The following is a 26,093-nucleotide window of genomic DNA, read 5'->3' on the forward strand; positions in this document are numbered from 1 at the left end:
CGATGCACATGCCGGCCCGACCCACCCCCACCGGTCCGACCGGGCCCGCCGCGGCGCCACAGGACCCGTTGGCGATGGTCCGCTCCCCCGGCTACCTGGTGGTGCTGGCGCTCTCGGCCCTGCTCGGCGTCCCGATCTCGGCCGGCGCGTTCGGGTTCCTCGCCCTGGTCTCCGAGCTGCAGTCGCTCGTCTTCGACGACCTGCCGAAGGGCCTCGGCTTCCACGGCACCCCCGACTGGTGGCCGATCCCGCTGCTCGCGGTGGCGGGCGTCCTGGTCGCCCTGACGATCCGGTACCTGCCGGGTGGCGGGGGCCACCGGCCCGCGGAGGGGCTCAAGACGGGGGGCACGCCCTCGTTCACGTCGGTGCCTGGCGTGGCGGTCGCGGCGATCGTCTCGCTCAGCCTGGGGGTGGTCCTCGGTCCGGAGGCCCCGCTGATCGCCCTCGGCGGCGGGCTCGCGGTCGGCGCGGTCCGACTGCTGAAGCGGGACGCCCCGCCGAGCGCCGTCTCCGTGATCGGCGCGGCCGGCAGCTTCGCGGCCATCAGCGAGCTGCTGGGCTCGCCGCTGGTCGGCGCCTTCCTGCTGATGGAGGCGTCCGGCCTGGGCGGGCCGGTGATGGGCGTGGTGCTGGTGCCCGGTCTGCTCGCCGCGGGCATCGGGTCGCTGATCTTCACCGGTCTCGGCACCTGGACCGGCCTCGGCACCTACTCCCTCACGTTGAACCAGGTGCCGGCCGCCGGCCGGCCGACCCTGGGCGAGTTCGGTTGGGCGATCCTCGCGGGCGTGGTCGCCGCGCTGCTCGGGGAGGCGATCCGCCGCTCCTCGCTCGCCCTGCAGGGCGTGGTGGACCGCCACCGCCTGCCGCTCACCGTCCTGATGGGCGTCGCCGTCGGTGTGATCGCGCTGGTGTACGCGGTGATCACCGACCGGCCGGCCACCGGGGTGCTGTTCTCCGGGCAGGACGCCCTGGGGCCACTGCTGGACCAGAGCGCCGGGTACACGGCCGCCACCCTCCTCGTCCTGCTGGTGTGCAAGTCGCTGGCCTACTGCGCCTCGCTGTGCGCCTTCCGCGGCGGCCCGGTCTTCCCCGCCGTGTTCGTCGGCGCGACCGGCGGCCTCGCCCTGTCCCACCTGCCCGGTCTGGGCACCACCGCCGGATTCGCCATCGGGATGGGCGCGATGACGGTGGCGATGCTGAAGCTGCCGATGACCGCCACGATGCTGGCCACCCTGCTGCTGGGCGAGGCCGGTCTGACCGTCGTCCCGCTGGTGATCGTCGCCGTGGTGGTGGCGTACGTCGGCACGCTCCGGCTCGCCCGGCTGCCCGGCGGGCCCGCACCGGAGGCGTCATCGCCGCCCGCTCCCGCACCCGCGGCCTGACGCCGGGGCCGGCCGGGGACCGGGACCCGAGGGCCTGAGGACCCGAGGGCCTGAGGACGTGCGGCGTGGGCCCTTCGTCCTGCGGGGTGCCGGCGGTCAGGCCGCGGTGAAGCGGCTGCTCGCCTCGCCCCGGAGCCGGCCGGCCGGAAGCCTGCGGCCGAAGGCGAGCAGGAGGAGGTCCTGGGCGGTGCCGTACACCGGGACGCCCGAACCGTACGACCAGTCCAGGTCCTCGGCGCACAGCCGCACCCCGTCGACGTCCGCGCCGAAGAACCTGAGGCCGGCGGGGCGGATCCCGTCCAGCAGGACCCGCAGCCGCTCCTCGGGCACGCGCCGGTCCAGGCCGAGGGGGACCGTGACGTCCAGGCCGTGCACCACGTCGTGGCCGAGCGCGGCCCGGATCCCGCCGACCGGCGGCGTCCAGGGGTGGTGGGCGCCCTCCCGCAGGAACGCGGCGAGTTCGGTCGCGGAGCAGGCGGCGGCCTCCCTGCGCGCGACGCGGTCGGTCATCCGGTGCAGGCTTCCCCGGGCCCTGACCAGCTCCCGGATCGTCGCGGGCAGGGAGAGCCGGAACCCCGTCGACATGTGCGCCGCGACCTCCCGGACCCGCCACCCCGCGCAGAGGCTGGGCTCCTCCCACTGGTCGGGCCGCAGGCCGTCGAACAGATCGGCCAGTTCCCGGCGTTCCGCCGCGATCATGGCCCGGATCCCGGCCTTCCCGTAGGTGTGAGTCGTCGCGTTACCCATGGGAGCAACCCTGCGGCAGGCCTGACCATCCGTCCAATAGACGGACATGATGCGGTCCAGCACCAGCAGTGATGGATCCCGCCGGTCGGGCCCCGGCGGTCAGGCCGGCTCGGCCCCGTTCGCGGCCACGACCAGCCACTGGGCGGGCAGGTCGATCCGCCGGCCGTCGGGGGTGAACTCGGTGGTCGTCAGCGGCAGGTCACCGGTGGCGAGGACGGTGAGACGGGCGGTGCGGAAGAGCTCGGCGAAGGCCGCGTCGGCGACCTCCGCGGGGGCCAGACCGTGGGCGAAGACCGGGCGCAGCTTGGGAGGCGGGCCGGCGGGGCCCCGGGCGAGGTCGGCCAGGACGGCCTTGGCCGACTCGCGGAGTTCGACGACGAAGGCCCGGCCGCGCTCGCCGATCAGGGTGGCGATGGCGCGGGCCACGGGGAGACGGTCGGCCGGTTCGCTCTGGTGGATGACGCCGCGCACGTACACGTTGGCGTCGCCGAGGCGGTCGTGGAGCGCCTGGACGGCCCGGGTGTCGGTGGCGTCGAGGGGCGCGAACTCGGCCCGCCCGGGCGGGTTGCGGCGCCGGGCGAGGTCGAGGGCGGCGGTGGAGAGGTCGACCCCGACGGCTCGGGCGAACCGGTCGGCGAGGAAGTGGGTCTGGGTGCCGTTGCCGCAGCCCAGGTCGACGACGGGCAGACCGGGGTCGGCGAGGTGGCGGTCGAACAGTTCGAGGTGGCGGGCCGCGGTGAGGCCCGGTTCGGCGTCCCAGATCACCGCCCCCGGCTCCTCGGGGGCGTCCCGCCAGAAGCCCTCCCAGTTGTCCCGGTACCGATTCGTCACGCTCATGGGTAGACCTCCCGGTTTCACGCACGGTGTCGGGATGGTGTGTAGCGGGCCGGGGCCCGGGAGGCAAACGGGGTTCGGGAGGCGCACGAGGGCGGGGTGGCGCCCCGGTGGGCCGTTCCACGCCGAACCGGATCACTCGAAGTGAGGACGGCCGTTCCCGCCGCACGAAGGGTGACGAAGGCCGCGCGGGAGGGCTCGCACGCGTCGACCGGACCGCCGGAGCCGTCGGCCTCACCCCCGGACGGGCCGGATGCGAACGGGAACGCGGACGAGGTCCGGCACCCTGGTGGGGTGCCGGACCTCGTCCGACCGTTGAGCGCCAGGCCCGGGTTGCACGGACTCTCCCTACTGAAAGTAGGACGTGCTCTGGTAGCACCGCTGACGCCTGACGAGGAATCATCTCCCTCGCGACGAGAAGAAGACTAGCAGGTCAGCGGCCCTCCGCCGAACCGGGTGGACGGACCGCCCGGCCGCGTGACCGAGGCCGGTGGGCGGCACCGGCGCACCGGATGCCGCCCACGAACGTCGTCGACCGCAGCGACCGGCGGACGGTCAGCCCTGCGGCACCGGACCGTACGAGCCCGACTCGACCTCGGCGACCGCGCCCGGACGGTCCGGTCGCCACCCGAGGATCGTGCGGGCGGCGGCGCCGCTGACGCTCTGGTCGAGGGCGAGCGCGTCCGCGAAGAGCGGGCCGAAGACCTCGGCGGCCTTCTCCACCGGCACCGCGTGCGGGGCGGCGGCCACCCCGGCGGCGCGACCGGCGGCCCGGGCGAGGTCCCTGACCGGGACGGCAGACTCACCGACGCCGTGCCAGACGGTGCCGGCCGCGGCGCGCTCGACGGCCGCCACGAACAGCTCGGCCAGGTCGTCGACGTGGACGGCCGGCCAGCGCACGCCCTCCTCGCCGTAGTACTCGGGCGCCCCCTGCGTCCGGGCCCGGTCCACCAGGATGGCGGGGATGCCGCCGCCACGGCCGTACACGATGCCGGGGCGGACGACGACCGCGCGCACGCCCTCGGCGGCCTCGGCCAGCACCCGCCGCTCGATCCGCGGGCGGTAGCCGACGATGTCGATCGGGTCGGTCGGGGCCTCCTCGCCCACCTCCTGGGCCTCGCCGGTGGCACCGAGCACCCAGACGCCGCTGGTGTAGACGAAGGGCCGGCCGGTGCCGCGCAGCGGGGTGACGAGCGCCTCGATGACGGCGGTGTCGACGTCGGCGTCGCCGCTCGGGGGCGCGAGGTGGATCACCGCCTCGATCTCCGGGGTGACCGCGCCGGCCAGCGAGGCCGGGTCGGCCGTGTCGCCGACCACCTGGGCCTGCCAGGGCCGGTCGGGCTGCGGCTCGGCACTGCGGGTGAGCGCGACGACCTGGTGGCCGGCGGCGGCGAGGTGCTCGGAGACGACGGTGCCGATGTAGCCGGTGGCGCCGGTGAGCAGGACCTTCACAATGTTCCCCCTATGTCGAACATTTCGATGTCGAAACTATAGTCGGGCTCGATCCGCGATGTCAAACACTTCCATGTCGAAATGTTAGACTCGGAACATGACCGACCAGCAGCCGCAGCACGACGGCGTCGACCGCATCACCGCCCAGTGGCGCACGGTCCGCCCCGACCTGGACACCTCCCCCATGGCCGTGATCGGCCGGCTCTCCCGGGCCTCGCGCCTGCTGGAGCGCGGGATCAAGGAGAACCTGACCGTCCACGGCGTCGAGCCCTGGGAGTTCGACGTCCTGGCCACCCTGTTGCGTTCCGGCGCCCCGCACGTCCTCACCGCCGGCGAGCTCAGCGCCGCCGTGATGGTCAGCTCCGCGGCGCTCACCAACCGCATCGACCACCTCGTGGCGAAGGGCCTGGTCGAACGGGCCGTCGACCCCGCCCACCGGCGCCGGGTGCTGATCTCCCTCACCGACGCCGGCCGGGAACTCACCGACCGGCTCGTCGAACACCACCTCGCCGGCGAGGAACGCCAGCTCGCCGGGCTCAGCGGCACCGAGCGCGACCAGCTGGCCGGCCTGCTGCGCCGCGTCCTGCTCACCCTCGGCGACCACGACGAGGACCCCGCCGCGCGGTGACCGGTCGGCGCTGACCGCCGGGGCTGACCGCCCGGCGGTTCGTGGCCTTCGAGTCGCGGGCGGCGGTTCGTGGCCTTCGGTTCGTGGCCTTCGGGTCACGGTCGGCGGTTCGCGGCCGCAGGATCCGGTCGGCGAGCGGGTGATTCCGTCACCGGGGCGGGTGAAGCAGGACATGACCGCAGCCGGGGCGGGCAGGCGGACACCATCTGTCCAGCCCTGCTCCGGAGGTGCGCATGTCCGCCGCCATGGTGCTGATGGTCGTCCCGCTCGTCGTCGCCGCCGCCGTGACCGCGGCGTCCCCGCGCGCCGGTGAGCGCCGCGCCGCCCGTTCCCGGAGGGTCCGGCGGGCCGGGGGCCACCGGCCCCGGCACGCTCGGTCCTGAACACCGGACCCTGAACACCGGGCCCCGCGGACCGCCGTCCGCGGGGCCCGGCGGCTCCCGTCCACACCCGGCTGCCGCGGCCGGCAGCAGGTGGGAGGCTGTTCCGGGTGACGGCCCGCTCCGGGCGGATACCCGCTCCCGGCGGATATGCGCTCCCGGCGGGGTGAGCCACCGCCCCGTCAGCGCCGTCGAGGCCCGGCCGGGCCCGAGGCCGCCGGCAGGCCCAGCGGAACCAGCGCCGGGACGCGAGCGCGGTAGGTCTCGTAGGCCGCGCCGAACCGCCCGGCCATCATGGCGTCCTCGGCCCGGACCCGCAGCAGCAACCAGGGCACGGCGACGAGGATGTAGGCGATCCACACGCCGAACCCGCAGGCCGCCATCCCCCCGGCGATCAGGCCCAGCAGGCCGGTGTAGATGGGGTGGCGGACCAGCCGGTAGGGGCCGTCGGTGCGCAGCTCGTGCCGCTCCTGGACGGTCGGCACGCTGGCCCACATCGCCCCCAGGACCCAACGGGCCCACAGGAGGAGCGCGGTGGACGCCACCGCCAGCAGCGCGCCCGCGACGGCGAGCACCGGCTGCCAGTAGCGAAGGTGTTGCCAGAAGTCCCGGGTCCGGTCGAGCAGGGCGAACAGCGCGTAGCCGCCGCCGACCAGCAGGAGCCGACGGAGCATCGAACGGCGCAGCCCGCGCAGCCATCCGCGGAGGCCGGAACGAGCCGCGACCGCGAAGTAGAGGACGCCGGCCGTCCAGGCCGCGCAGAAGATCGCGACGCACGTGTAGGTGAGCGCGACGGTTGCCGAATGCAGAGAGCCCGTGGCCCAAGGCTCCTCCGCCACCGGAGGGCTCCACCACCACCCGCGGGTGGACCGCAGGGCCCTCCTTCCACCCGGAGGTGGAGCCGCCCCGGAACGCCCACGGGAACGGCCACGGGAGCGCCCACCGGAACGCCTCGGCGCGCCGCGGACCGGCATCCGGGCCGCGCGCACGCCCGATCGACCGGGTACGCACGGACATCTGAAGGACCGTCACCGAAGGTGTCCGGACCGCCCCGGCCGGGCCCCGTGAGCGGCGACCCTCCCCCGGCCCCGGGTCTGATCCTGCCGAGGGGCACGGCCGTCAACGGCGGCACGCTTCTGTACGCCCATGCCTACGGGGCCAGGGCGATCCCCCTCGCCGCCGTCACGCTCGCCCTCCTCGCGACCGGCGACCGCTCCGCCGCCGCCCCGGTCCTCGCGATCGTCGGCCTGGCCCAGATCGGCGACTCCGCGATCGGCGTGCAGCAGCGCAACCCGGGGATGGCCGTGTGTGCCGGCCTGCTGGCCGTCCTCCACCTCGCCTCGGCGTGGTAGTTCCATGCGCGCTGACCGCAGCCGTGCGCGGGAAGTCGGCGGATCCGACTTCCCGCGCACGGAGGGCCGCGATCACCCGTGGCGGCGGGTGCTTCCGACGCCCGCGGCCGGGGCGCCCCGAACGGACGAAGGGACTCCCCCCGCCACACGACGGGCCCGGCTCACCGGCGCCCGCGGCCTGCTGCCGTCGACGGGTCGCGGGCGGGCCGGCCCGGGGTACGGGCTCCCCGGGCGGTCAGGACGCGCAGTCGCGACAGATGGGTTGACCGTTGCGGTCCTCGCCCGCGAGCTGGGCACGGTGGTGGACCAGGAAACAGGTCATGCAGGTGAACTCGTCCTCCTGCATGGGCACGACCCGCACGGTGAGCTCCTCACCGGACAGGTCGGCGCCCGGGAGCTCGAGCCCTTCGACGGCCTCGGGCTCCACGTCGACGGCGGAGCTCTGCTTGTCGTCGCGCTGGCTCTTCAGCGCCTCGATGCTGTCGTCGCTGCTCTCGTCGCCGGTGTCACGCGGAGCGTCGTAGTCGGTTGCCAAGGTGGTGCCTTCTCCTCAGGGATTGCTTCCGGCGGGCGGGTCGTCCCGCCCGCCGGCCGACGGAGTGCCGGCCGGGCAGGTTCTCATGGCCGATCCGCCCCGTGGCGAGCACCACCATCCCACCTCGCCCACCGTACGGCGCGCGAAGGCCGACACGCGGCCCCGTCGAGGTGCCGTCGCCCACCCCGGTCCACGGCGTCACGATCCGCCGGGCAGCGCCCCGTCGGCCGCGGCGAAGGTGAGCCCTCCGGAGCCGAGCGGCCTGCGCCCGCCGGCGGCGCCCTGCCGCGGGATGCCGGGCTCCGGAGCCGACGGTTCCCGGAACGGCAGGCGCTCCACCGGGAGGAGCCGCTCGCGCTCCCCGACCGCGGGCTGGTCGACGAGGGGCTCGGAGAAGGGCTGCCACAGCGGGCGCCGGTCGGCGTTCATGATCACCAGTCTGCCAGTCCGCCCGCCCGACCACCCCCGATTTCCCCACGGCCCCGCCGGGAGGGTGGTGTCGGGGTGGTGTCGGGGCGGGTCACTTGCCGGCGGCGGCCAGGGAGGTGACGGCTTCGGGCACGGTGGGGCGGTAGAGGCCCATCGTGGGGTTGAGGACCCTGGTGCCGCCGTCGAGCGGGAAGTTGTGGGTGTTGGCGAGGGGCATGTTGGTGCCGTCCTGGTCGACCAGCACGTTGACTTCGTTGATGCCGGGGGCGGTGCCGGTGGTGGCGCCGCCGGGGTTGAGGTCGATGACGGCATAGGCGTTCTGGCCGGCGGGGACGGGGAAGCGCGCGGTGCCGCTGGCGAGCACCGGCCTGAGGTTGTTGCTCTGGTCGCGCGCGGCGGAGTTGCCGAGGTCGACCCCCGGGGAGGAGCTCAGGGTGCAGGCGTTCGCGCCCGTGTTGTGCACCTCGATCACCCGCTGCGTCGGCGCCCCCTGGCGTGCGGTCACCCGGATCGTGAGGTTCTGGATGTCGCACGGGTGGTCGGCGGCGGGGGCGGCGCCCGTGGCGGGCGGGGTGTGGGTGGCGGGGCGCGAGGCCGTTGCCGGTGCACCCGTCGCGGGGGCACCGGTGGCCGGGGCGCCCGTCGCCGGGGGCGCGGGCGTCGCCGGCGCGGTGGCCGCCGCGCTCTTCGCGGGGGCCGTCGGCCCGGCGGCCGGGTCCGCGTTGTCCGGTCCGCAGGCGGTCAGCACGAGTCCGGCCCCGGCGACGAGGACGGCGGTGGCGAGCAGCGGGCGGCGGTGACGGACGGACATGAGGACTCCCCGGTGGCGGTGCGTGCTGACTGCTTCGGACACCCAGGATGACGACGGGTCAGGCGAGTTCGGTGGCACCGGTGGCGTCACAGTCGTCAGGACATGACAGAGACGGGACCGTGACATTCCGTCAGTCGTGGGGGTGGTGGCGGTGGTGGGGGTGGTGGGCAGGTGCGGACAGGAGTGGACAGTTCCCGCCGCCGATCGGTCTGGGAAGTGGACATCCGCCACCGCCAGTCTGTGCGGCATGAACCGCCGGGCCGGGCACTCGGCCCGAGGAAGAGCGAGGACCTCCCCCATGACGCACACCAGAACCGCCCGCCGCTGGATCGCCGCCGCGGCCGCCGCGATCACCACCGCCATCGCCGTCCCGGCGATCGCCCAGCCGGAGGACGGCGGGTACGGAGGCCGGGCGAGCCGCATCGACTGGCACGCCTGTGCCGACACCGACTTCACCGGCATGCAGTGCGGCACCATCCGGGTGCCGGTGGAGTGGTCCCGCCCCGGCGGCGCCGACCTCACCCTCTCCCTGGTCCGCCGACCGGCAGACGACCAGGCGCACCGCCAGGGCAGCCTGCTCCTCAACGACGGTGCCGGCGGCTCCTCGATCGAGCAGCTGCGGCTGGCGATGCACATCGGATTCGCGCAGTTCGCCGGGGACATGACCCGCAAGTTCGACGTGGTCGCGGTGGACCCGCGCGGGGTGGGACACAGCACGCCGATCGTCTGCGGCGAGCCGCTCAAGCCCGCCGGGGTCACCCACTTCCCGAAGGACCGGGCCGCCTTCGACGCGCTCGCCGCCCACAACCGGGCCTTCGCCGACGACTGCCGGCGCCGCAACGGCCAGCTCACCGCCAACGTCGACCTGACCAGCACCGCGCGGGACTTCGAGGCGGTGCGGATCGGCCTAGGCGAGCAGCAGGTCGACTGGTACGGCATCCACTACAGCACGCTGCTCGGGCGCACCTACGCCGAGCTCTACCCCGGCCGGCTGCGCAGCATGGTCCTCGACACCGCGCTGGACGACACCGGTGCTCCGCTCACCCGCATCACCCAGGAGGCGGCCGCCGCGGAGGAGGCCTTCGACCGCTTCGCCGCCTGGTGCACCGCCGCGGCGGACTGCGCCCTGCACGGCAAGGACGTCGCAACCGTGTACGACGGTCTCGTCGCCGCCGCCGACCGCTCGCCCGTCCCCACCGGCTCCTCCGCCCACCAGCCGCTGACGGGCGAGGACATCCGCGAGGCCACCCAGGGCTTCCTCACCCTGACGTTCCCCGCCTGGCGGGAACTGGCCGAGGCCATCGTCAAGGCCACCGACCCGCAGCGCCCCAACGCGATCGACTTCACCCACGACTCCGACGACACCATGGACCCGGTCCAGGTCCAGGTGCCGGCCTGCCTGGACAACGCCTCGCCGGTGCGCACCTTCGACGACCTGGCCCGTCTGCAGCAGGACCTCGCCCGGGTGTCCCCGCACCTCGGCGGCGCCGTGCGCTCGTACAAGGCGGTGGCCGGATGCCTCGGCTGGCCCGTGCCGGCCCGGCCGGTCAAGGCGGGCGGCCCGGTCGGCGGCGCGCCGGCGGCACTGATCCTGCAGTCCACCCACCAGGCCCTCGCCCCGTTCCAGGCGGGCGCGGCGATGGCCGGACAGCTGCCCGGCAGTGTCGTGCTCGGCCACGAGGGAGACGACTACAGCCTGTTCCTGGTCTCCAAGTGCGCCGCGGCGGCCACCAACCGCTATCTGACCACCCTCGCCCTGCCCGCGGCCGGCACCGTCTGCACCGACTGACCGGCCACCGCCCGTGCCGCGCGACCCCGCAGCTGCGTGGCTGCGCGGTCTCCGGCCCCGCGACCGGCCGTACCGCTCGACCACCGTGCCGCGCGACCTGACGGCTGCGCGACCGCCCGTGCCGCCGGCCCGGTGTTCCGGGGCCGGCGGCACGGGCGGTCGTCGCGGCTACAGCATGACGAGCAGCTTGGTGTCCGGGACCAGCTTCCGGTTGACGGAGGTCGACTGGACGAAGACGGTGTACGCCGGGTTCTCGCCCGGCTTCACGGTGACCTCCGAGGCCGGCAGCCCGAGGAGCCGGCGGGCGGCCGGGCCGGAGAACACCCGGCCGGTCATCTGCCCGGTGGCCGGGTCCTTCTCCGCCACGGCGAGCTGCTTGCTGCCCTGGATCTTCTCCCGCTTGGACAGCTCGTAGTAGGCGCAGCCCGTCTTGTACGCGTGCCCGGAGCGGGTGACGAAGTCGCGGATCGGGCTCGGCTGGTCGACCGGGACGCGGATGTAGCTGCCGGTGTCCAGGGCGTCGAGGTTGGCCGCGACGTCGGCGGTGTTGAGGTCGTGGCCCATGGTGAAGAGGTTCCTGGTGCCGCGCACGCCCTGCTCGCGGCCGCGCAGGAAGCTCGTGGCGGCGGTCTTGACGGTGCCGATGGCCTCCTCGACGCCCTTGCCCGAGTCGGCGTCCCAGATCGCGATGTTTCCCGCGGGGAAGCCGTACTCCTGGGCGGTGCGCCTGGCCAGGGAGTTCGGCACCAGGATCGCCGACGTCCAGTGCTCGGGCAGGTCGTCCAGGGCGCCCTTGATGCGGTCCTTCCACGCGCTCAGGACGGCGGCGCCCTGGCCGGCCTTCATGCGGGTGTGCATCTGGCCGCTCTCCGAACAGCCGGAGGCGTTCTCCTCGCCGTCGGTGACGACGACCTGGAGGAAGGAGTGCTCCCCGTAGCCCTCCCAGATGTTCTTCAGGTCGTCGACGGACTTCACGGCCGCCTCGATGAGCGCCGTCGCGCCGTTGTCGACCCGGTAGAGGCCCTTCAGGGAGGGCAGGTGCTTGACGTCCATGTCCCAGACGAGGTTCTGCACCTCGTGGTCGAAGGCGTAGAGGCTGATGCGGGTCTCGTGGCCGAGCCGGTCGGACTCCTCCTGAAGGCCCTTCACGAACTCGTCCACCACACGGACCAGCTGCGCCTCGTGCTGGCGCATCGAGCCGGACTTGTCGACCACCAGCGAAACGTGGTTGACCTTGTGCTTGATCCTGTTCGCGGACATGGTCCTACCCCTTTCCCAACGCCTTTTCGACGCCTTTCCGGCGCCCCCTCCGACGTTGCTCCAACACTATGGGGAGGCACTGACAGTGCCCCCTGACCTGGGGTTTCACGGGGCCGGAATTCACCGGAGGAGAAGGTGCCGCCCCTTGGCGGACCACACGGCCTGAATTGCGCCGGGCGAACGTCGGATCCGCCCGGCGAGGGCGGAAGGACCATTTCTTCGGACGCACTCGCGGGCCGGTTTCCGGGCGCCCGGCGGGCTCCGCCGGGCCGCCGGCGGGGTGCGGCGTGAGAATGGGGAGGCACCTGTTGTTCCACCGTCCCGGGAGGCGTCCCGTGAAGGACCTCGAGTTCGAACAGAAGCGCACGCTGTCGCGTGCCGAGGCCGCCGATCAGCTGGAGGCGTTGGCGGCCGCGCTCAGACGCGGCGGCCAGGCCGAGCTGGAGCTCGGGCCCGGGAAGCTGACGCTGCGGATCCCCGACGAGCTGCGCACCGAGATCGAGGTCGAGCTGGAGGACGGCGAGATCGAGCTGGAGATCGAGTTCTCCTGGCGGACCGGGCAGGCGGACGGCGGTGACTGACGGCGGCGGCTGACGGAAACCGCCGAGGGGCCCGGCGCGGCCCGCTGCTACTGCGGGTTGCCGTTGGCCGCGAGGCGGGAGCTCATCTCCGCGTGGGCGCGCCCGGAGTGGGCGTTGGCCGGGTCGTGGACGAGCCGCAGGTAGTCGTAGAGCACCTGCACGCACTTGTCCCGGGTCGGGTACGAGGCGTCGGAGGTCAGCGCGAGGTCGTTGGCGACCTCCATCAGCCGGCCGTCGGCATCGGCGTACACCGGGTGCCAGATCAGTCTGACCGCCGGGTTCAGCGCCATGACCAGGCGCAGTTGCGGGACCTCCTGCGCGATGAGGACGCTCTCGGGGTCGTACGCCCGCAGGAAGATGTGGACGGGGCCGCGGGCGCGGCTGACGAAGGCCTTGGACAGGACGTTCCACATGGGCGTCTTGAGCAGCCAGTCCGGGGTCAGGGACAGCTTGTCGACCACGCCGCCGAAGGGCGTGGACTCCAGCGGGGTGTGGCCCTTGGCGCGGGCGTAGTCGCTGACCTCCCGGCCGCCCGACCACAGGGCCAGCGTCGGCGTGTCGATCTCCAGGTAGTCGCCGACGACCCTCACCAGCTCCTGGTACCAGGAGTTCGACGCGCGGTAGTCGCGCTGCTCCTGACGTTCGGTGAACTTCGCCATCGCCTCGTCGTTGAGCTGCCCCTGTTCGGCGATGCCGCCGAGGACGAGCTGCCAGGCCGTCTCGGTGACGTCCGCGGGGAAACCCGCCTGGGCCATCATGGCCCGGAACGTGCCCCACTCACCGTGCGCGGTGGGGTCGGCGGCGTTGCGCCGCGCCTCCTCCCGGACCGCCCCCGGGTCCTGCTGGCGCTGGATCCGGCGCGTCACCGCGGCGTTGCCCACCGTCCGCTGGAGCACGCCCAGTCCGGCCGGGCTCGCGGACCGGCCGGCGGCCTGCTGCGAGGCCTGGTGCGGGGCCGCGTCCCGGGTTCGTCGCCGCGGCGCCGTCTCGGGTGTCGGCGCGACCGCGGGTGTCTCCGTCTTCCGCACGCTCCCCAGCCCCTCCACGTCCCTGCGTCCCTGCCCGGCCCCGGCGGGGCCGAGACTAGGGCCTCGCGGCGGCTGCCGGGAGGGCCGGAAGGGCAGTCCGCGGGCACCGGTGGGGGGCGGCGCGGGCGGCGGCGGGGGCAGCGGGACGGGGCGCCGGACGGGAGGGCGGCGCGGGGGGCAGGGGCGGAGCGAGGGCGGGCAGCCGGACGGCGACGCGGGAACGGCGGCAGGGACGTGGGCGGGGGCGGGGACTCAGGCGAGGGGCAGGGACGCGGGCGGGGGCTCAGGCGAGGGGCAGGGACGCGGGCGGGGGCTCAGGGGAGGGGACCGGCCAGGGTCTCGATGTCCGGTTCCTCCGTCCAGGTGAGGCGCACCAGGTCCGGGGCGGGGCGCTCCCCCCTGGCGACGGCCACGGTGAAGTCCTTGGCCTCCCTCAGTCCGAGGGCGGGTGCCCGCCTGCGCAGGTACTGCATCGCGGCCGCCGTACCGCTGGTGCGGAGGACCTCCCGCAGGGCGATCACCAGCGGGTCGAAGCCGGTGCCGCCCTTGACCTGGCGGAGGTAGCGCTCCTGCCAGTCGTCCGTGTACGCGAGCGGGACAACCAGTGGACGCTGCCGTCGAAGCGGTCCACCAGGTACGTCCCGCACCAGCCGGTGGTCCGCAGGCGGAGGTCGCCGGTGCGGAGGTACTCCGCCGAGTCCACGGCCAGCAGCCATCCGACCTCGTGCTCCTGCGCGCCGGCCACGGCGAGCTCGGGGAAGGACCATTCGGCCGGCGACTCCTCCCGCTGGCGGGCCAGTTGGGCTTCCACGAGCTCGACCGCACGGTCCCTGGTGATCACCGTTCCATGCTCCACCCCGCGTCAACCGGGTTTCCCGGGCCCGCGGGCGCACGGGGTGCGGGGCACGGCGGGCGCTCCGGCGCGGGGGGCGTACCGACCGGAGGAGGACGGCGGCCGGACGGGTGGTCCTGCGGGTGGAGGGGCAGTCCGTCCTGCGGGCTGACGGCGGGCGGTCGGGCGCGCCGTATCGTCGGTGCCATGAGTCGAGCACTGCATCTGGCCACCTACCTGCTGGCCTTCGACACCGAGGCCCGGACCCTGCAGGACCGCGCCCGCGCCGGTTTCCTGGTGCGCGCCGCGGCCCTGGCCGAGCTCGCCCGCCGGGGTGCCGCCGCCGAGGACGACGGGGGCCGGGTCCGGGTCGTCCGCGCCGACCCCACCGGGGACGGCGTGCTCGACGCGCTGGTCGCCGACCTGGGCGGCGAGCAGCGCACCTGGAAGTCGTGGATCAAGCGCGGGCGCGAGGACACCCTAGAGGCCGTCGAGGAACGGCTCGCGGTGCTCGGCGTCATGACCGTGACGGACCGCGACCCCTACGGCCCGGTCGCGCCGCGGCGCGCCGTGGCGATGGAGGACCCGCGCGAGGCCCTGGACCTCCAGGTGCGGGTGGCCGGGCTCGTGCGCGGCACCGCCCCCGTCGCCGACGTGCCGTACGAGGAGGCGGTGCTCGCGGCCCTGGCCGCCCACGGGCACCTGCGGCTGGTGCTCTCCCGCCACGACCGCAGGGAGCACGCCGACCGGATCGCCGCGTTCACCGACCGGGTCGCCGTCGAGGCCGCCCCCGGGCTGGCCCGGGCGGTGTCCGGGCTGAACCTGACCATGGTCGCCGCCCAGGGCGGGATGGGCGGCGGCTGACGGGCGCCCCGGGGTTTCTCCGGCGCCGCGCGCCCGGATGCGGGTTAGCCTCGGCCGTGGGCCCGGCAGCCCGCCCCGGGCCGCGGGCATGGCCTGACCAGCACGGCAAGCCGCCCTGACCACCGCATCCGGCCGACCGGCCGTCGAGGAGCACCGTGGAGCTCTGGCTGTTGAACCACACCCCTGCCGCGCCCCTGGCGGTGCTGGTGGTCGGGGGCTTCGTGCTGCTGGCCCTGGCCGGCAGCGTCCTGGCCGCGCGCCGGTTCCCGGCGCTCGCGGACGGCGAGCACAACGAGATGGTCGGCGTGGTGCTGGGGATGTTCGGCGCGATCTACGGCATCATCCTGGCGTTCGTCATCGTCAACCTGTGGACCGAGCTGCAGGACACGGGCAGGGTCGTGTCCACCGAGGCGACCGCGGTGTCCCAGATCGCCCGCGACGCCCGGGCCTTCCCGCCCGCGACCCGGGAGGCGGTGTACGCGGCCGTCCACGGCTACGTCCACGCCGTCGTCGAGGACCAGTGGCCCCTGATGCGGGCCGGGAAGGGCGACTCCGCGGTGACCACCCGGGCGCTCGACGGGATGTACGGGGCCCTTGCGGACTACCAGCCCGAAACCCCCTCCGAACAGGCCTTCTACGCCAAGGCCCTGGACAGCCTGAACGACGTCGCCGCCCAGCGGCGGGCCCGGATCGCCGTGAGCCACGGCCAGCTGCCGACCCTGCTGCAGGTGCTGATCTTCGGCGGTGCCGTGGTGATCACGCTGACCACCTTCCTGTACGGCATCCGGAGCCGGCGGATGCGGCTGCTGTTCGTCGGTTCGGTGGCCGCGCTCGTCGGCTTCAGCCTGCTCCTGGTCATCGTCCTCGACCGGCCGTTCTCCGGGTACATGAGCGTCTCCCCGCAGCCGTTCAAGGACAGTGCGCTCGCCCGGTTCTGGTGACCTGGTCTTCGGGACCGGCGCGGATATCCTTTACTGATAGATCGTCATATTGCCTACACAGCAAGGTGATTGCGGGAATCCCTGGCCGGATCTTTCCCTCCGGGACGGGCTGCGTCCACCGGGTGAGGCGGACGCCACCGCGGACGGCGGCCCGGCGTCCGACGCAGTATCCAGCGCCGCATCCGGCCCGGCGTCCGGCGCCGGGCCGGAAATCCGGTGGTTCACCGAAGCCCCGAGGTACAGACTGGCCGGATGCCCACCCTGGAGCTCCTGCGTCCCGACCACGCCGAGGCCCTGCTGGCGTTCGAGCGCGCCAACCGCGCGTACTTCGCCCGCAGCATCCCCGACCGCGGCGACGCCTACTTCGCCGAGTTCCCGGCCCGCCACGCCGCCCTGCTCGCCGAACAGACCGGGGGCACCTGCAGGTTCCACGTGGTGCGCGACGCCGGCGGGGAACTCCTCGGCCGCGTCAACCTGGTCGACCTCGCCGAGGGCGGCGCCGAACTCGGCTACCGCATCGCCGAATCCGCCGCCGGCCGCGGCATCGCCTCCGCCGCCGTCGCCGAGGTCTGCCGGCTCGCCGCCACCGTCTACGGCCTCGACTTCCTCACCGCCGCCACCACCCTCGACAACCCCGCCTCGCAGGCGGTCCTCGCCCGCAACGGCTTCCAGGTCCGGCACGAGTTCCGCCTCGACGACCGGGCCGCCCTCGCCTACCGACGCGACCTGGCCGACCTCCGCCCGACGCCCCTGGCTTGACGTCCGACCAGTCGTGTTCGACCACCTGCTGCGCGTGAAGCGCCATCCCGGGGCCCGGGGCGAGCTGACGAGGGGTCCGCAGGCGCCGGTCGTCGGTGACGGCTCAGCCGCGCAGATGCGCCAGCAGTCCGTCGCCCGCCGGGTAGGGGCTCTCTGCGGGGAGGAGTCGGCGGGCGGCGTCGAGAGCTCCGTCCCTGACGTGGGCACGGATCGTGTGCGCGAGCGTGGTGACGTCACTGATCGAGACGATCCACTCGTCCGCGTAGCGCTCGGCGGCCTCACCGGCGAGGCCGAGCTGCAGGGAGCGGTGAGCGAGCGGCTGGAGGTGCAGGTCGCGTTCGGGGTCCCACTGCACGCGCGCCGGGGCCCGCTTGAGCCGGCGCTTCCAGCCGGCGCGGTCGGGATGCAGCCCGTGCTCGTAGTGCGACAGGCAGGCGTTCTCCAAGGCCCATTCGAAGCCCTCGCGGGTGATCTCGACCGCGAGGACGGTCTCCTGGCCTTCCTTGGCGGCCCATCCGCAGCGGTACATCATCCAGAGGAACGACGGCTTGATCCACGTCATCCGGTCCCGCCGCCAGGCCGCGGGGAAGCGGCGGCCGTCGAGTGCGGCGGGCAGGCCGATCTCCGGCGCGTACGCCTGGTAGACCGTCACGGTGGTGGGCGTATGGAGGGCGCGGATCTGGTGCTTGGGTACTGACACGGTGACCAGGGTCGATGGTGGGTGCGCTTCGCGCCATCGAATTACCAGGGGATGGAACCGGCCGAGCACCCGGTGAAGGGCGTCCGAGGGCCGGGGCGTCACCGAGCGGCTGTCGCCTCCGGTCGGACGCCGAGGAGGTCGTGCAGTGCCCGGGTGCCGGACGGGGTGACCCGCAGGGCTCGGCCGGAGCCGATCCGTTCCACCCAGGCCCGGTCCAGCGCCGTGCGGCACAGTGCCGCGCCCAGGGCCCCGCCGACGTGGGTGCGGCGCTCCGTCCAGTCCAGGCAGCTGCGCACCACCGGGCGGGCGCCCCGGCGGCCCGCGCGGGGCGGGAGCTCGATGGCCTGCTCGGCCAGCCAGGCGCGGCCGTGCTCGGTGACGGTGAGGCCGGCCTCGTCGGCGAGCAGCCCGCGGTCGAGGAGGGCGTCCGCGACGGCCACGCCGAGGCGGCCGGCCAGGTGGTCGTAGCAGGTTCGGGCACGGGCCTCGGCACTCAGCCGGGTGGCCTCGCGCAGGGTGCGCGGTGCGGGTGCGCCGCGTTCCGCGAAGGCGGTGAGGTCCTCGATCAGGGTGGCGACGGTCTGGTCGGCCAGCCGGACGTAGCGGTGCCGGCCCTGGCGTTCCTCGGCCAGCAGGCCGCCCTCGATCAGCCGGGACAGGTGCTCGCTGGCCGTGGACGGCGCGACGCCGGCGTGCCGGGCCAGTTCGCCCGCCGTCCAGGCGCGTCCGTCGAGCAGCGCGGTGCAGAAGGCGGCGCGGGTGGGGTCGGCGAGCAGGGCGGCGAAGCGGGCGAGCGACATGCCCCCATGGTCGCGCGGGAACGGTTCGGCCGGGGCCGAAACGACGTGGTCCTAGCGTGGCGGGCATGACGGAACCCATCGTGTTCGACCGCTACGACGACGTGATCGCGGCCCTGGCGGACGCATCCCTGGTGCCGCCTCCGGCCGCGGACGGGCCGCCGGGTGGGGTGGCCTGGTTGCGGGCTCGGGTGGCCCGGTTCGGCTCGGGCGAAGTCCACGCCCGGCGCCGCGCCCTGGTCGAGGCCGACCTCGCCTCCCTGGACCCCGGTGCACTGCGTCGGGCCGCGGCGACCGGGTGTGCGTCCGACGTGCGGCTGCGGGTCGTGCGGGCGCTCGCCGCGCAGCTCGGGCTGGCCGAGCCGGAGGCGGTGGCGCGGGACGTGGTGCTGGTGGCGCGGGCGTACTTCGCGGACGCGCCGGACGATCCGGAGGCGGACGCGGCGGTGGCGAGGCTGCTGCCCGCGATGGGGTGCGGGGAGGCGGGGGCTGAGCAGGAGGACCCGGGGCAGGAGGGCGCAGGAGGGGAGGACACGGGCCAGGAAGGCGCCGGACGGGAAGGGGCCGGGCAGGAGCGGGCCGCGAACCGGATCGGTCTGCTCGTCCAGGCCTGCGAGGCCACGGCCGCTCTGGTCGAGCACGCACGCCGGGGGACGGGCCTGGAGGCTGCCCTGCGGGATGATCCGCCGGTGCGGATGATGCGGCGGGTCGCCGCCCGGGACACCGCCGTGGCCGGGGTCGCGCTGCCGGCCGGGACGCCGGTGCTGCTCGACCTCGTCGCCGCCCAGGAGCCGGACCGCGAACCGCTCACCTTCGGGGCGTCGCCCCGCAGCTGCCCGGGCCGGGCGCACGCCCTGGCCATCGCCGGCGGCATCCTGCACGGTGCCTCCGCTCTCGGAGAGGAATCACGATGACCCCGTTCGCCGCCCTGCACCACCGGCCCGGCCGGCCGCTGCTGCTCCCGAACGCCTGGGACCACGCCTCAGCGGCGGCCCTGGCCGCCGAGGGGTTCACCGCGATCGGCACCACCAGCCTCGGGGTGGCGGCCGCGGCCGGCCTGCCCGACGGCGCGGCCGCCACCCGTGAGGAGACGCTGCGGCTGGCCCGCGGGCTCGGGCGCGGGGGCTTCCTGCTCAGTGTCGACGTGGAGTCCGGCTTCAGCGACGACCCGGAGGAAGTCGCCGCACTGGCCGTGGAGTTGGCCCGGGCCGGGGTGGTGGGGATCAACCTGGAGGACGGCCGGGCGGACGGCACGCTCGGGCCCGTCACCGTCCACGCGGCGAAGGTCGCGGCGGTGAAGGCGGCCGTGCCGGAGCTGTTCGTGAACGCGCGCACGGACACCTACTGGACCGGGCAGGCCGACCCCGGCCCGGAGACCGCCCGGCGCCTCGACGCCTACCAACGCGCGGGTGCCGACGGCGTGTTCGTGCCCGGGCTGGCCACACCCGGCGCCATCGCGGAGCTGGCGGGCCGGCTGACCGCCCCGCTCAACGTCCTCTGGTCGCCCGAGGGTCCTGGTCTCGCCGAGCTCGCCGAGCTCGGCGTGGCCCGGGTCAGCCTCGGCTCGCTGCTCTACCGCGCCGCACTGGGTGCGGCCGTCGACGCGGCGAGGGCGGTGCGGACGGGCGCGCCGGTCGGCCCGGTGCCCGGGTACGCGCAGGTGCAGGCGCTGGGCGAACGCTGAGGGGCCGGGGCCGCGGGTCGGGGGCCTTCACGGGGGTCCGTCGCCAGGTGGGCCGCCCTCGAACCGCGCCGGTGCGCCGACGGGTGCGGCGCCGTGGGCGCCCCGCTACCGGGGCGGGGCCACCGGGACGTTCTCGCCGCGCTCCGCGTGGATCCGCGTCCAGGGCGTCGGCGGCTGCCGCCTATCCGGCCCGACCGACCTGCCCGGGCGCGCTGGCGCGGAAGGCGCGCCGGTAGGCGGCGGGCGTGGTGTGCAGGGCCTCGTGGAAGCGGCGACGCAGGTTGACGGCCGAGGAGAGGCCGACGCGGCGCGCGATGGTCTCCACGGGCAGATCGGTCTCCTCCAGCAGCGCCCGGGTCGCGGCGATCCGCCGGTCCAGCAGCCAACGGCCGGGGCTGACGCCGAGCTGTTCGGTGAAGCGCCGGGTCAGCGTGCGGGCCGAGACCTGCGAGCGAAGCGCCATCTCGGCGACGCTGACCGGCTGGTCGAGGTGTCCTGACAGCCATTCCAGCAGCGGGGCGAGCGAGTCGGGGACCGGCCCGGAGGTGGGCAGATCGGCGTACTGGAGCTGGCAGCCCTCGCGGTGCGGCGGCATCACCATCTGCCGGGCCACGCGCATGGCGTACGCGGCGCCCTGGTCGGCACTGACCAGGTGCAGGCAGAGGTCCACGCCGGCCGCCGAGCCTGCACTGGTGGCGACGTCGCCGTGGTCCACGTAGAGCACGGCGGGGTCGACCCGGGCCTGCGGGTGGCGGGCGGCCAGTTCGGCGGCCCGGGCCCAGTGGGTGGCGGCCCGCCGGCCGTCCAGCAGTCCGGCGGCGGCGGGGACGAACGCTCCCGAGCAGAGGCCGACGATCCGCGCGCCACGCCGGTGCGCCCGGCGGACGGCCTCCACCACCGCGGGCGGAACCTCGGTGTCGGCCGGCCGTGGCCAGCCCGGGACCAGCACGGTGTCGGCGCGTTCCAGTGCCTCCAGGCCCGCCGTGACCACCAGGTCGTAGCCGGCCTCGGTGCGCACCGGGCCGGGGTGCTCGGTGCAGACCTCGAAGGCGTAGCGGGCGGGGACCGCGGGGCCGTGGTCGCCGAACACCTCGCTGGCGCAGGCGAGCGGGAAGGTCGGCTGCGGGGGCTGCAGCAGGGCGACGACACGGTGCAGTTCCGGGGGCTTCGGCGGCGGACGGAGCGTCATGGCGTGAAAGTACCCGATCGTGTCGGTCGGGACACTGGGGCCGGGCAAGTGGTCCAGACCAGTATCGGTGCGTGACCACCGCACCGACTCCCCGACCCCGGCCCCTGCCGCTGCCCCCGGCGCGGCGCCGGCCCCTGGCCGCGGGCCTCCCCGCGACCCAGCCCGCGACCCAGCCCGCGGCCCGACCGTCGGCCCGACCGGGGTCCCCGGCCGCACCTCCGGCTCCGCCCGCACCGCCGCCCGGCCGGCCCCCGCTGTGGGACCGGCGCTTCACCCTCTACTTCACCGCCCGCGCGGTCTCGCTGCTCGGCGACGCGATGATGCCGGTGGCCGCCGCCCTCGCGGTCGGCGCGCTGTACGGGGTCTCCGGGGTCGGCTTCGTGCTCGGCACCTGGACCGCGACGGTCGTCGCCCTGGTCCTGTTCGGCGGAGTGCTCGCCGACCGGATCGGCGCCCGCCGGATGATGGTCGGAGCCGACCTCGCCCGGGTGCTCACCCAGGGCGTGCTGGCGGCCGCGTTCCTCGCCGGCCCGCCGCCGTTCTGGCTGCTGGTCACCATGGCGGCCCTGGCCGGTGCGGCCACCGCGATGTTCCAGCCCGGCGTGAACGGGATGGTGCCGCTGGTCGCCCGCGAACCGCAGCGGGCCAACGCCACGCTCAAGGTGGCCGACGCGCTCGCCCAACTCCTCGGCCCGGCCCTGGCCGGGCTGCTGATCACCCTCGCCGGCGCCGGTACCGTGTACGCGATCGACGCCGGCACCTTCCTCGTCAGCGCCCTGTGCCTGGCCCTCGTGCGGGTCGGCACCCGGACCGGCGCCGACTCCCCCGGCCGCGGCGGCGGATCGTTCCGGAGCGACCTGCGCCAGGGCTGGCAGGAGTTCCGCGCGCGCACCTGGATGTGGGCGGTGATCCTGATCTGGGTGGGCTACGGCGTGCTGCTGTTCGGCCCGTTGGTGCCGCTCGCTTCTGCCCTGGTCGGCACCCGCCTCGGCCCCGACGCCTACGGGCTGGCGGTCTCCTTCCTGGGCGTGGGGACGGTGCTCGGCGGCCTGCTGGCGCTGCGGCTGCGCCCGGCCCGACCACTGGCCGCCGGTGCGGCGGCGATGGTGCTGTACGCGGTACTGCCGCTGGGCGTGGGACTGGGCGCGGGGCTGCCCGTGCTGCTGGTGTGCCACGTCCTCGGCGGCGGCGCCTGGGCCTTCTGGTCGGTCATGTGGGCGACCAGCGTGCAGACCCACACCCCGCCCGCGGTGCTCAACCGGGTCACCGCGTACGAGCTGGCGGGCTCGGTGTCCGGGATCGCGCTCGGCCAGATCCTCGCCGGGCCGGCCACCGCGTTGGCCTCCCCCGCGCACCTGCTGCTGGTTTCGGCGCTCGCCTGCCTGGCCGGCTGCGTGGCGCTGTTCGCGATCCCGGCGATCCGCACCCTGCCCGCCGTCGCCCCCGCCGTCGCCCCCGCTGTCGTCCCCGCTGTCGTCCCCGCGGACGGCGAGGCGGGCGACGAGGTGGACGGCCGGCCTGGCGGCGGGGCTGGTGGCGGCCCGGACGGCCCTGCGGACCGTTGACACCGCCGGACCGATCACACCGCCGGGCGGTCGGCGCCGCCGGCCGGTCCGCCGGACCGGCGCGGATCGCGGGGTCGAGCGGGGCCGCCGTCCGGCGGGCCGCGGTGCACGGACGGACGCGCCGGTCGGCCCGGTGCCGGGGTACGCACAGGTGCAGGCGCCGGGGTACGCACAGGTGCAGGCGCCGGGCGAGCGCCGAGGACCGGGGCCTTCCGGGGCCCTCGGGTCACGCGCCCTGTTCCTCCGTGAGGCGCCGGAGCAGGGTGAGCAGGGTCGTGCGCTCCGCATCGGGCAGGGGCGCGAAGCACACGGCGAGCACCTCGTCGGCGACCTGGTGGCCGGCCGCCAGGACCTGCTCACCCGCAGGGGTGAGGTGGTGCTCCAGGCGCCGACCGTGCCCCGGCCTGCGGTCGACGAGGCCCTGGGCCGTGAGGCGGCCGACGAGCGTCCCGAAGGCCTGCTCGGTCTGGAAGGTCGCTGCGGCGAGCTCGCGCCCCGAGGCGCCGGGCGATCGGCTGATCGCCCGCAGGGCGTCCCATTGAGCGAGGGTCGTGCCGGTGGCCGAGAGCGCACTGTCGAGCGCCCGGTGCTGCCGGTACTGGGCCTGCTTGACCGCCCTGCCGAGTTCTTGCAGCTCATTACGCATGGGGCGAGTCTACCGAACGACCAAGCTAGCTTATATAAAGATATTTAGTTACAGTGGAGGCATGCCCACAGACACCCCGCACGCACCCGCCGGCCCGCCCTCGGACCTCCCCCTCCGGCTCGACGAGTCCGGAACCGGCAGGCCCGTCCTCGTCCTCCACGGGGGCGGGGGCCCCGCCACCGTCGCCGGCCTCGCCCGACACCTCTCCCGCACCACCCGCACCATCACGCCCGTGCACCCCGGATGGGACGGATCCCCCCGCCCCGCATGGCTCACCGGCATCGACGACCTGGCCCGCGCCTACCTGCGGCTCCTGCACGACCGAGCGCTGCGCGACGTCCTCGTCGTCGGCTCCTCGCTCGGCGGCTGGACGGCCGCGGAGATGGCCGTGCGCGACACCGCCGGAATCATCACCGGCCTCGTCCTGATCGACGCGGTCGGCGTACACGTCGAGACGGAACCCATCGCGGACGTCTCCGCCCTCGACGCCCGCGGCCTCGCCGAGCTCTCCTGGCACGACCCGGACCGCTACCACGTCGCCGACCTCCCGGCCGAGGAACTCGCCCGCAGGCAGGCCAACGCCGCGACCATGCGCCTGCTCGCCGGCGACCCCTACATGCACGACCCCGAGCTGCTGCAGCGGCTCGGCGGCGTCCAGGTGCCCACCCTCCTGCTCTGGGGCGCCAGCGATCGCGTCGTCACGCCCGCCTACGGCGCGGCCTACGCCGGCGCGTTCGGCAACGGCCGACTCGAGGTCGTCCCGGAGGCCGGCCACCTGCCGCACGTCGAACAGCCGGAGGCCACCTTCGCCCTGATCGACGCCCACCTGCAGCGGACGGGCACCCGCACCGTCACCACCGGGTAGCCGGCGCCCACGGCGGCCCGGGGCGGGTCGGTCGCGCCACCACCGGATCGGTCGGGGCGAGGCGGGGGCGGTCGGGGGAGGTCCGGGCGATGCCCGGGGCGGCGCCCGGGGCGCCCGGGGCGTCTCGGGTCGACGCCCCACTACGGGCACGCACCCACGGCTCCGCCCCCGCCCCGGTCCCCGCCGCCCGGGATCGGTTCGGTGCTCCAGCGGGCCCGCACCACGCCGTCGGGGTCCGGCAGGACTGCCGTGAGCAGCGGCGCACGCTCGTCGACGTACACCGACAGGACGGCGGCTGCCCGTGCGTCGGCGATCCGGGCGGCGACGGCCTCGAACTCGTCCTCGTCGACGACCACCCCGGTGATGCGGCCGTCCTGGTCCTCCCAGACGACCTCGACCAGGGAGTCCTCGCCGGTGAGGGCGGCCAGCACGCCGGCGACGTCCGGGGACAGGTCCGGCCAGACGGCCAGTCGTGCCCGCGGGGCCAGTCCGGCCCGCACCGCGGCGACGGAGCCCTCCGTCAGCCGGTGCCAGCGCGAGGCGTTGTCGACGTGCACCTCCTCCAGCAGCGCCGCCCGGCCCGCCGCCACGCTGCGCCGCACCCGGGCCCAGAAGGCGTCGTCGGCCGGGTGCCGCTCGCCCCGGCCGTCCGGTTCGACGTCGTACGGGGACGCGTCCTCCGGCTCCGGGAAGAGCCCCAGCGCGCGGGTGCGGGCCACCGCCGCCGGGCAGGGCCGGGCGCTGCCCACGTACACGTACTGGTCCCAGCCGACGTGGACGGCGAAGGCGCCCTCGGCCTCCAGGCGGCACCAGGCGCCGCTGTCCCGCAGCATGGCCCGCACCAGCTCCAGGGCCACCGGCAGCGGCACCCGGGCCCCGTCGTGGTAGCCGGTGAGGTCGGGCGGGAAGAGGCCGGCCAGGCCGTGGCCCTCGACCGGGGGCTCCAGGCCGAAGTGCGTGAAGCCGGGCGCGACCTGCGGCTCACGGACCTCCAGGTGCCGCACCCCGCTCTCCTCCGCGAAGGCGGCGATCGCCGCGAGGTAGGCGGCCTCGACCGGGCCGTGGTCACTGACCGGGTCGAGCGTCCCGACGTAGGCGCCGCGATCGTCCCGGTCGGCGGGGTCGTACTTGGTGATCCGGTGGACGTGGGGCAGCACGTCACCACCCCCCGGCGGCGGGGAGGGACGTCGCCGCGCGGGGCGCGAGGGGCTGCTGACGAGCACGGGGAGAATTCACCGGGCCATCGTGCCGGAAACCACCGCAGCACGTCCCGACATATACCGATCGCGAATTGTTCGGGCAGCCCTAACTCGCCAAAACAACAAGGTCGTTCGCGTTTTTACAAGTCAGCCGATCCGCCGGTGGGCGAGGCTTGCGCCGAAAGCCTGAACCGTCCCCGACTCGTCTTCGGAGAAACGGATCCCTCATGCGTCTCAGGAAAATCGCGGCCGTCGGCCTGCTCGCCCTCACCGCCACGGTCGCCAGCGTCGGAACGGCCAACGCCGAGAACGACTGGGTCTACGGCGCCTACGGCTACCACGACCCCAACCGGCACATGTTCGGCATCGGCGACACCGAGGCCGACGGCCAGTACCCCTACGTGCAGTGGAAGGTCAACGGCGTCTCGCAGGACCCCATCCCCAACTACAACGGCAAGGGGAGCTGGCGCGACGAGCCCAACCCGAGCTACATGTGGGGGCAGAGCCTGGCCTGGCGCATCTGCCGCTCCAACGGCTCCTGCTCGCGCTGGCACTACGAGACCGTCTGACGGCCGGCGCCCGCACCGTGCCCGCACCGCCGCTCCCCACCCGGGGCGGCGGGGCGGGCCGTTCGCCGTACGGCGGACTTTCCACATCCGCATTCGAGGGTCCGTCGGCTGTCGCGTTCGGCGGCTGAATCGACGACGCCGCAGGAATTCCCCCCACGGGACGGGAAGGGGGCGTTTCGATTCCGGATCCGACTGCCGGCCGGATTCGGTCCGGGTGAGTCCCGCCCGGCCCCGCCCGGTCCGGACTGGGCCGGTCCGAACAGGACCGGTGCAGC

General features: G+C 74.9%; 30 protein-coding genes. 14 read left to right on the forward strand and 16 right to left on the reverse strand.

Annotation, left to right across the window (positions count from 1 at the left end; all coding sequences use genetic code 11):
• The first annotated feature begins 8 nt into the window (after positions 1 to 8).
• Positions 9 to 1,382: a chloride channel protein gene (locus tag ACIA8Q_RS01520; RefSeq protein WP_396316573.1), complete on the forward strand. Its 1,374-nt coding sequence runs from the start codon at positions 9 to 11 to the stop codon at positions 1,380 to 1,382.
• A 96-nt stretch (positions 1,383 to 1,478) separates the two neighbouring features.
• Here ACIA8Q_RS01520 and ACIA8Q_RS01525 read toward each other — a convergent pair whose 3' ends face one another.
• The 3 genes from ACIA8Q_RS01525 to ACIA8Q_RS01535 form a co-directional block, all read right to left on the reverse strand.
• Positions 1,479 to 2,129, reverse strand: coding sequence for a maleylpyruvate isomerase family mycothiol-dependent enzyme (locus ACIA8Q_RS01525; protein ID WP_360206329.1), 651 nt, complete (start codon positions 2,127 to 2,129; stop codon positions 1,479 to 1,481).
• 99 nt (positions 2,130 to 2,228) lie between these two features.
• Positions 2,229 to 2,966 (reverse strand): class I SAM-dependent methyltransferase, encoded by a 738-nt coding sequence (locus ACIA8Q_RS01530; protein WP_387900203.1) that lies wholly within the window; start codon positions 2,964 to 2,966, stop codon positions 2,229 to 2,231.
• A gap of 552 nt (positions 2,967 to 3,518) precedes the next feature.
• Positions 3,519 to 4,415 (reverse strand): NAD-dependent epimerase/dehydratase family protein, encoded by an 897-nt coding sequence (locus ACIA8Q_RS01535; RefSeq protein WP_360206334.1) that lies wholly within the window; start codon positions 4,413 to 4,415, stop codon positions 3,519 to 3,521.
• A 97-nt stretch (positions 4,416 to 4,512) separates the two neighbouring features.
• Here ACIA8Q_RS01535 and ACIA8Q_RS01540 point away from each other — a divergent pair, with 97 nt between their 5' ends.
• Positions 4,513 to 5,043, forward strand: a complete 531-nt coding sequence (locus ACIA8Q_RS01540) for a MarR family transcriptional regulator (protein WP_360206337.1) — start codon at positions 4,513 to 4,515, stop codon at positions 5,041 to 5,043.
• A 233-nt stretch (positions 5,044 to 5,276) separates the two neighbouring features.
• Positions 5,277 to 5,426, forward strand: a complete 150-nt coding sequence (locus ACIA8Q_RS01545; protein ID WP_396316574.1) for a hypothetical protein — start codon at positions 5,277 to 5,279, stop codon at positions 5,424 to 5,426.
• A gap of 179 nt (positions 5,427 to 5,605) precedes the next feature.
• Here the strand turns inward: ACIA8Q_RS01545 and ACIA8Q_RS01550 are convergent, their stop codons facing one another.
• Positions 5,606 to 6,262, reverse strand: a complete 657-nt coding sequence (locus ACIA8Q_RS01550; protein ID WP_396316575.1) for a methyltransferase family protein — start codon at positions 6,260 to 6,262, stop codon at positions 5,606 to 5,608.
• A gap of 225 nt (positions 6,263 to 6,487) precedes the next feature.
• Here ACIA8Q_RS01550 and ACIA8Q_RS01555 point away from each other — a divergent pair, with 225 nt between their 5' ends.
• Entirely contained in the window at positions 6,488 to 6,775 is a 288-nt protein-coding gene (locus ACIA8Q_RS01555) for a DUF4267 domain-containing protein (RefSeq protein WP_396316576.1), read from the forward strand.
• Between the two features lie 235 nt (positions 6,776 to 7,010).
• On the opposite strand, the gene ACIA8Q_RS01560 is transcribed toward ACIA8Q_RS01555, so the two are convergent.
• From ACIA8Q_RS01560 to ACIA8Q_RS01570, 3 genes are all read right to left on the reverse strand, one after another.
• Positions 7,011 to 7,310, reverse strand: coding sequence for a DUF4193 domain-containing protein (locus tag ACIA8Q_RS01560; protein ID WP_360206348.1), 300 nt, complete (start codon positions 7,308 to 7,310; stop codon positions 7,011 to 7,013).
• A gap of 198 nt (positions 7,311 to 7,508) precedes the next feature.
• Positions 7,509 to 7,739: a hypothetical protein gene (locus ACIA8Q_RS01565; RefSeq protein WP_360206351.1), complete on the reverse strand. Its 231-nt coding sequence runs from the start codon at positions 7,737 to 7,739 to the stop codon at positions 7,509 to 7,511.
• Between the two features lie 91 nt (positions 7,740 to 7,830).
• Positions 7,831 to 8,550 (reverse strand): DUF4232 domain-containing protein, encoded by a 720-nt coding sequence (locus ACIA8Q_RS01570; RefSeq protein WP_360206354.1) that lies wholly within the window; start codon positions 8,548 to 8,550, stop codon positions 7,831 to 7,833.
• 298 nt (positions 8,551 to 8,848) lie between these two features.
• Between ACIA8Q_RS01570 and ACIA8Q_RS01575 the strand changes: the two genes are divergently transcribed.
• Positions 8,849 to 10,339 carry an alpha/beta fold hydrolase gene (locus tag ACIA8Q_RS01575; RefSeq protein ID WP_360206357.1) on the forward strand — a complete coding sequence of 497 codons (1,491 nt, stop codon included), beginning with the start codon at positions 8,849 to 8,851 and terminating at the stop codon, positions 10,337 to 10,339.
• Between the two features lie 168 nt (positions 10,340 to 10,507).
• On the opposite strand, the gene ACIA8Q_RS01580 is transcribed toward ACIA8Q_RS01575, so the two are convergent.
• The gene (locus tag ACIA8Q_RS01580) at positions 10,508 to 11,599 is read right to left on the reverse strand and encodes a VWA domain-containing protein (RefSeq protein ID WP_396316577.1); all 1,092 of its coding nucleotides are present in this window, start codon (positions 11,597 to 11,599) and stop codon (positions 10,508 to 10,510) included.
• A 335-nt stretch (positions 11,600 to 11,934) separates the two neighbouring features.
• Between ACIA8Q_RS01580 and ACIA8Q_RS01585 the strand changes: the two genes are divergently transcribed.
• Positions 11,935 to 12,180 (forward strand): amphi-Trp domain-containing protein, encoded by a 246-nt coding sequence (locus ACIA8Q_RS01585; protein WP_360206362.1) that lies wholly within the window; start codon positions 11,935 to 11,937, stop codon positions 12,178 to 12,180.
• 47 nt (positions 12,181 to 12,227) lie between these two features.
• On the opposite strand, the gene ACIA8Q_RS01590 is transcribed toward ACIA8Q_RS01585, so the two are convergent.
• The 3 genes from ACIA8Q_RS01590 to ACIA8Q_RS01600 form a co-directional block, all read right to left on the reverse strand.
• Positions 12,228 to 13,208, reverse strand: coding sequence for a hypothetical protein (locus ACIA8Q_RS01590; protein ID WP_360206365.1), 981 nt, complete (start codon positions 13,206 to 13,208; stop codon positions 12,228 to 12,230).
• Between the two features lie 314 nt (positions 13,209 to 13,522).
• On the reverse strand, positions 13,523 to 13,729 hold the full coding sequence (locus ACIA8Q_RS01595; protein ID WP_396316578.1) for a hypothetical protein: 207 nt from the start codon (positions 13,727 to 13,729) through the stop codon (positions 13,523 to 13,525).
• Positions 13,726 to 14,049, reverse strand: a complete 324-nt coding sequence (locus tag ACIA8Q_RS01600) for a hypothetical protein (protein ID WP_396316579.1) — start codon at positions 14,047 to 14,049, stop codon at positions 13,726 to 13,728. Before ACIA8Q_RS01600 ends, ACIA8Q_RS01595 begins: the two co-directional genes overlap by 4 nt.
• A gap of 198 nt (positions 14,050 to 14,247) precedes the next feature.
• On the opposite strand from ACIA8Q_RS01600, the gene ACIA8Q_RS01605 reads away from it, so the two are divergent.
• The 3 genes from ACIA8Q_RS01605 (at position 14,248) to ACIA8Q_RS01615 (ending at position 16,604) form a co-directional block, all read left to right on the forward strand.
• Complete coding sequence (locus tag ACIA8Q_RS01605) at positions 14,248 to 14,904, forward strand: GPP34 family phosphoprotein (RefSeq protein ID WP_396316580.1); 657 nt, start codon at positions 14,248 to 14,250, stop codon at positions 14,902 to 14,904.
• Positions 14,905 to 15,059: 155 nt separating this feature from the next.
• A complete protein-coding gene (locus tag ACIA8Q_RS01610; protein WP_360206374.1) occupies positions 15,060 to 15,845 on the forward strand; it encodes a DUF4239 domain-containing protein in 786 nt (261 codons plus the stop codon).
• 252 nt (positions 15,846 to 16,097) lie between these two features.
• On the forward strand, positions 16,098 to 16,604 hold the full coding sequence (locus tag ACIA8Q_RS01615) for a GNAT family N-acetyltransferase (protein WP_360206377.1): 507 nt from the start codon (positions 16,098 to 16,100) through the stop codon (positions 16,602 to 16,604).
• A 103-nt stretch (positions 16,605 to 16,707) separates the two neighbouring features.
• Here the strand turns inward: ACIA8Q_RS01615 and ACIA8Q_RS01620 are convergent, their stop codons facing one another.
• On the reverse strand, positions 16,708 to 17,304 hold the full coding sequence (locus tag ACIA8Q_RS01620; protein WP_360206379.1) for a DUF4291 domain-containing protein: 597 nt from the start codon (positions 17,302 to 17,304) through the stop codon (positions 16,708 to 16,710).
• A 98-nt stretch (positions 17,305 to 17,402) separates the two neighbouring features.
• Positions 17,403 to 18,104: a winged helix-turn-helix domain-containing protein gene (locus ACIA8Q_RS01625; RefSeq protein WP_360206382.1), complete on the reverse strand. Its 702-nt coding sequence runs from the start codon at positions 18,102 to 18,104 to the stop codon at positions 17,403 to 17,405.
• A gap of 65 nt (positions 18,105 to 18,169) precedes the next feature.
• Between ACIA8Q_RS01625 and ACIA8Q_RS01630 the strand changes: the two genes are divergently transcribed.
• Both ACIA8Q_RS01630 and ACIA8Q_RS01635 read left to right on the forward strand, forming a co-directional pair.
• A complete protein-coding gene (locus ACIA8Q_RS01630) occupies positions 18,170 to 19,015 on the forward strand; it encodes a hypothetical protein (protein WP_396316581.1) in 846 nt (281 codons plus the stop codon).
• On the forward strand, positions 19,012 to 19,785 hold the full coding sequence (locus tag ACIA8Q_RS01635) for an isocitrate lyase/phosphoenolpyruvate mutase family protein (protein ID WP_396316582.1): 774 nt from the start codon (positions 19,012 to 19,014) through the stop codon (positions 19,783 to 19,785). Before ACIA8Q_RS01630 ends, ACIA8Q_RS01635 begins: the two co-directional genes overlap by 4 nt.
• 181 nt (positions 19,786 to 19,966) lie before the next feature.
• Here the strand turns inward: ACIA8Q_RS01635 and ACIA8Q_RS01640 are convergent, their stop codons facing one another.
• Positions 19,967 to 20,974: a GlxA family transcriptional regulator gene (locus ACIA8Q_RS01640; RefSeq protein WP_396316583.1), complete on the reverse strand. Its 1,008-nt coding sequence runs from the start codon at positions 20,972 to 20,974 to the stop codon at positions 19,967 to 19,969.
• Between the two features lie 71 nt (positions 20,975 to 21,045).
• On the opposite strand from ACIA8Q_RS01640, the gene ACIA8Q_RS01645 reads away from it, so the two are divergent.
• Entirely contained in the window at positions 21,046 to 22,539 is a 1,494-nt protein-coding gene (locus ACIA8Q_RS01645) for an MFS transporter (protein WP_396316584.1), read from the forward strand.
• A gap of 226 nt (positions 22,540 to 22,765) precedes the next feature.
• On the opposite strand, the gene ACIA8Q_RS01650 is transcribed toward ACIA8Q_RS01645, so the two are convergent.
• The gene (locus ACIA8Q_RS01650; protein ID WP_396316585.1) at positions 22,766 to 23,185 is read right to left on the reverse strand and encodes a MarR family winged helix-turn-helix transcriptional regulator; all 420 of its coding nucleotides are present in this window, start codon (positions 23,183 to 23,185) and stop codon (positions 22,766 to 22,768) included.
• 61 nt (positions 23,186 to 23,246) lie between these two features.
• Between ACIA8Q_RS01650 and ACIA8Q_RS01655 the strand changes: the two genes are divergently transcribed.
• The gene (locus ACIA8Q_RS01655) at positions 23,247 to 24,050 is read left to right on the forward strand and encodes an alpha/beta fold hydrolase (RefSeq protein ID WP_396316586.1); all 804 of its coding nucleotides are present in this window, start codon (positions 23,247 to 23,249) and stop codon (positions 24,048 to 24,050) included.
• Between the two features lie 140 nt (positions 24,051 to 24,190).
• On the opposite strand, the gene ACIA8Q_RS01660 is transcribed toward ACIA8Q_RS01655, so the two are convergent.
• Positions 24,191 to 25,207, reverse strand: coding sequence for an RNA-binding protein (locus tag ACIA8Q_RS01660; protein ID WP_360206402.1), 1,017 nt, complete (start codon positions 25,205 to 25,207; stop codon positions 24,191 to 24,193).
• Positions 25,208 to 25,476: 269 nt separating this feature from the next.
• Between ACIA8Q_RS01660 and ACIA8Q_RS01665 the strand changes: the two genes are divergently transcribed.
• Entirely contained in the window at positions 25,477 to 25,818 is a 342-nt protein-coding gene (locus ACIA8Q_RS01665; RefSeq protein WP_360206405.1) for a hypothetical protein, read from the forward strand.
• The last annotated feature ends 275 nt before the right edge of the window (positions 25,819 to 26,093 follow it).

Origin of the sequence: Kitasatospora sp. NPDC051705, assembly GCF_044453265.1 — a bacterium.
Lineage (GTDB): Bacteria > Actinomycetota > Actinomycetes > Streptomycetales > Streptomycetaceae > Kitasatospora.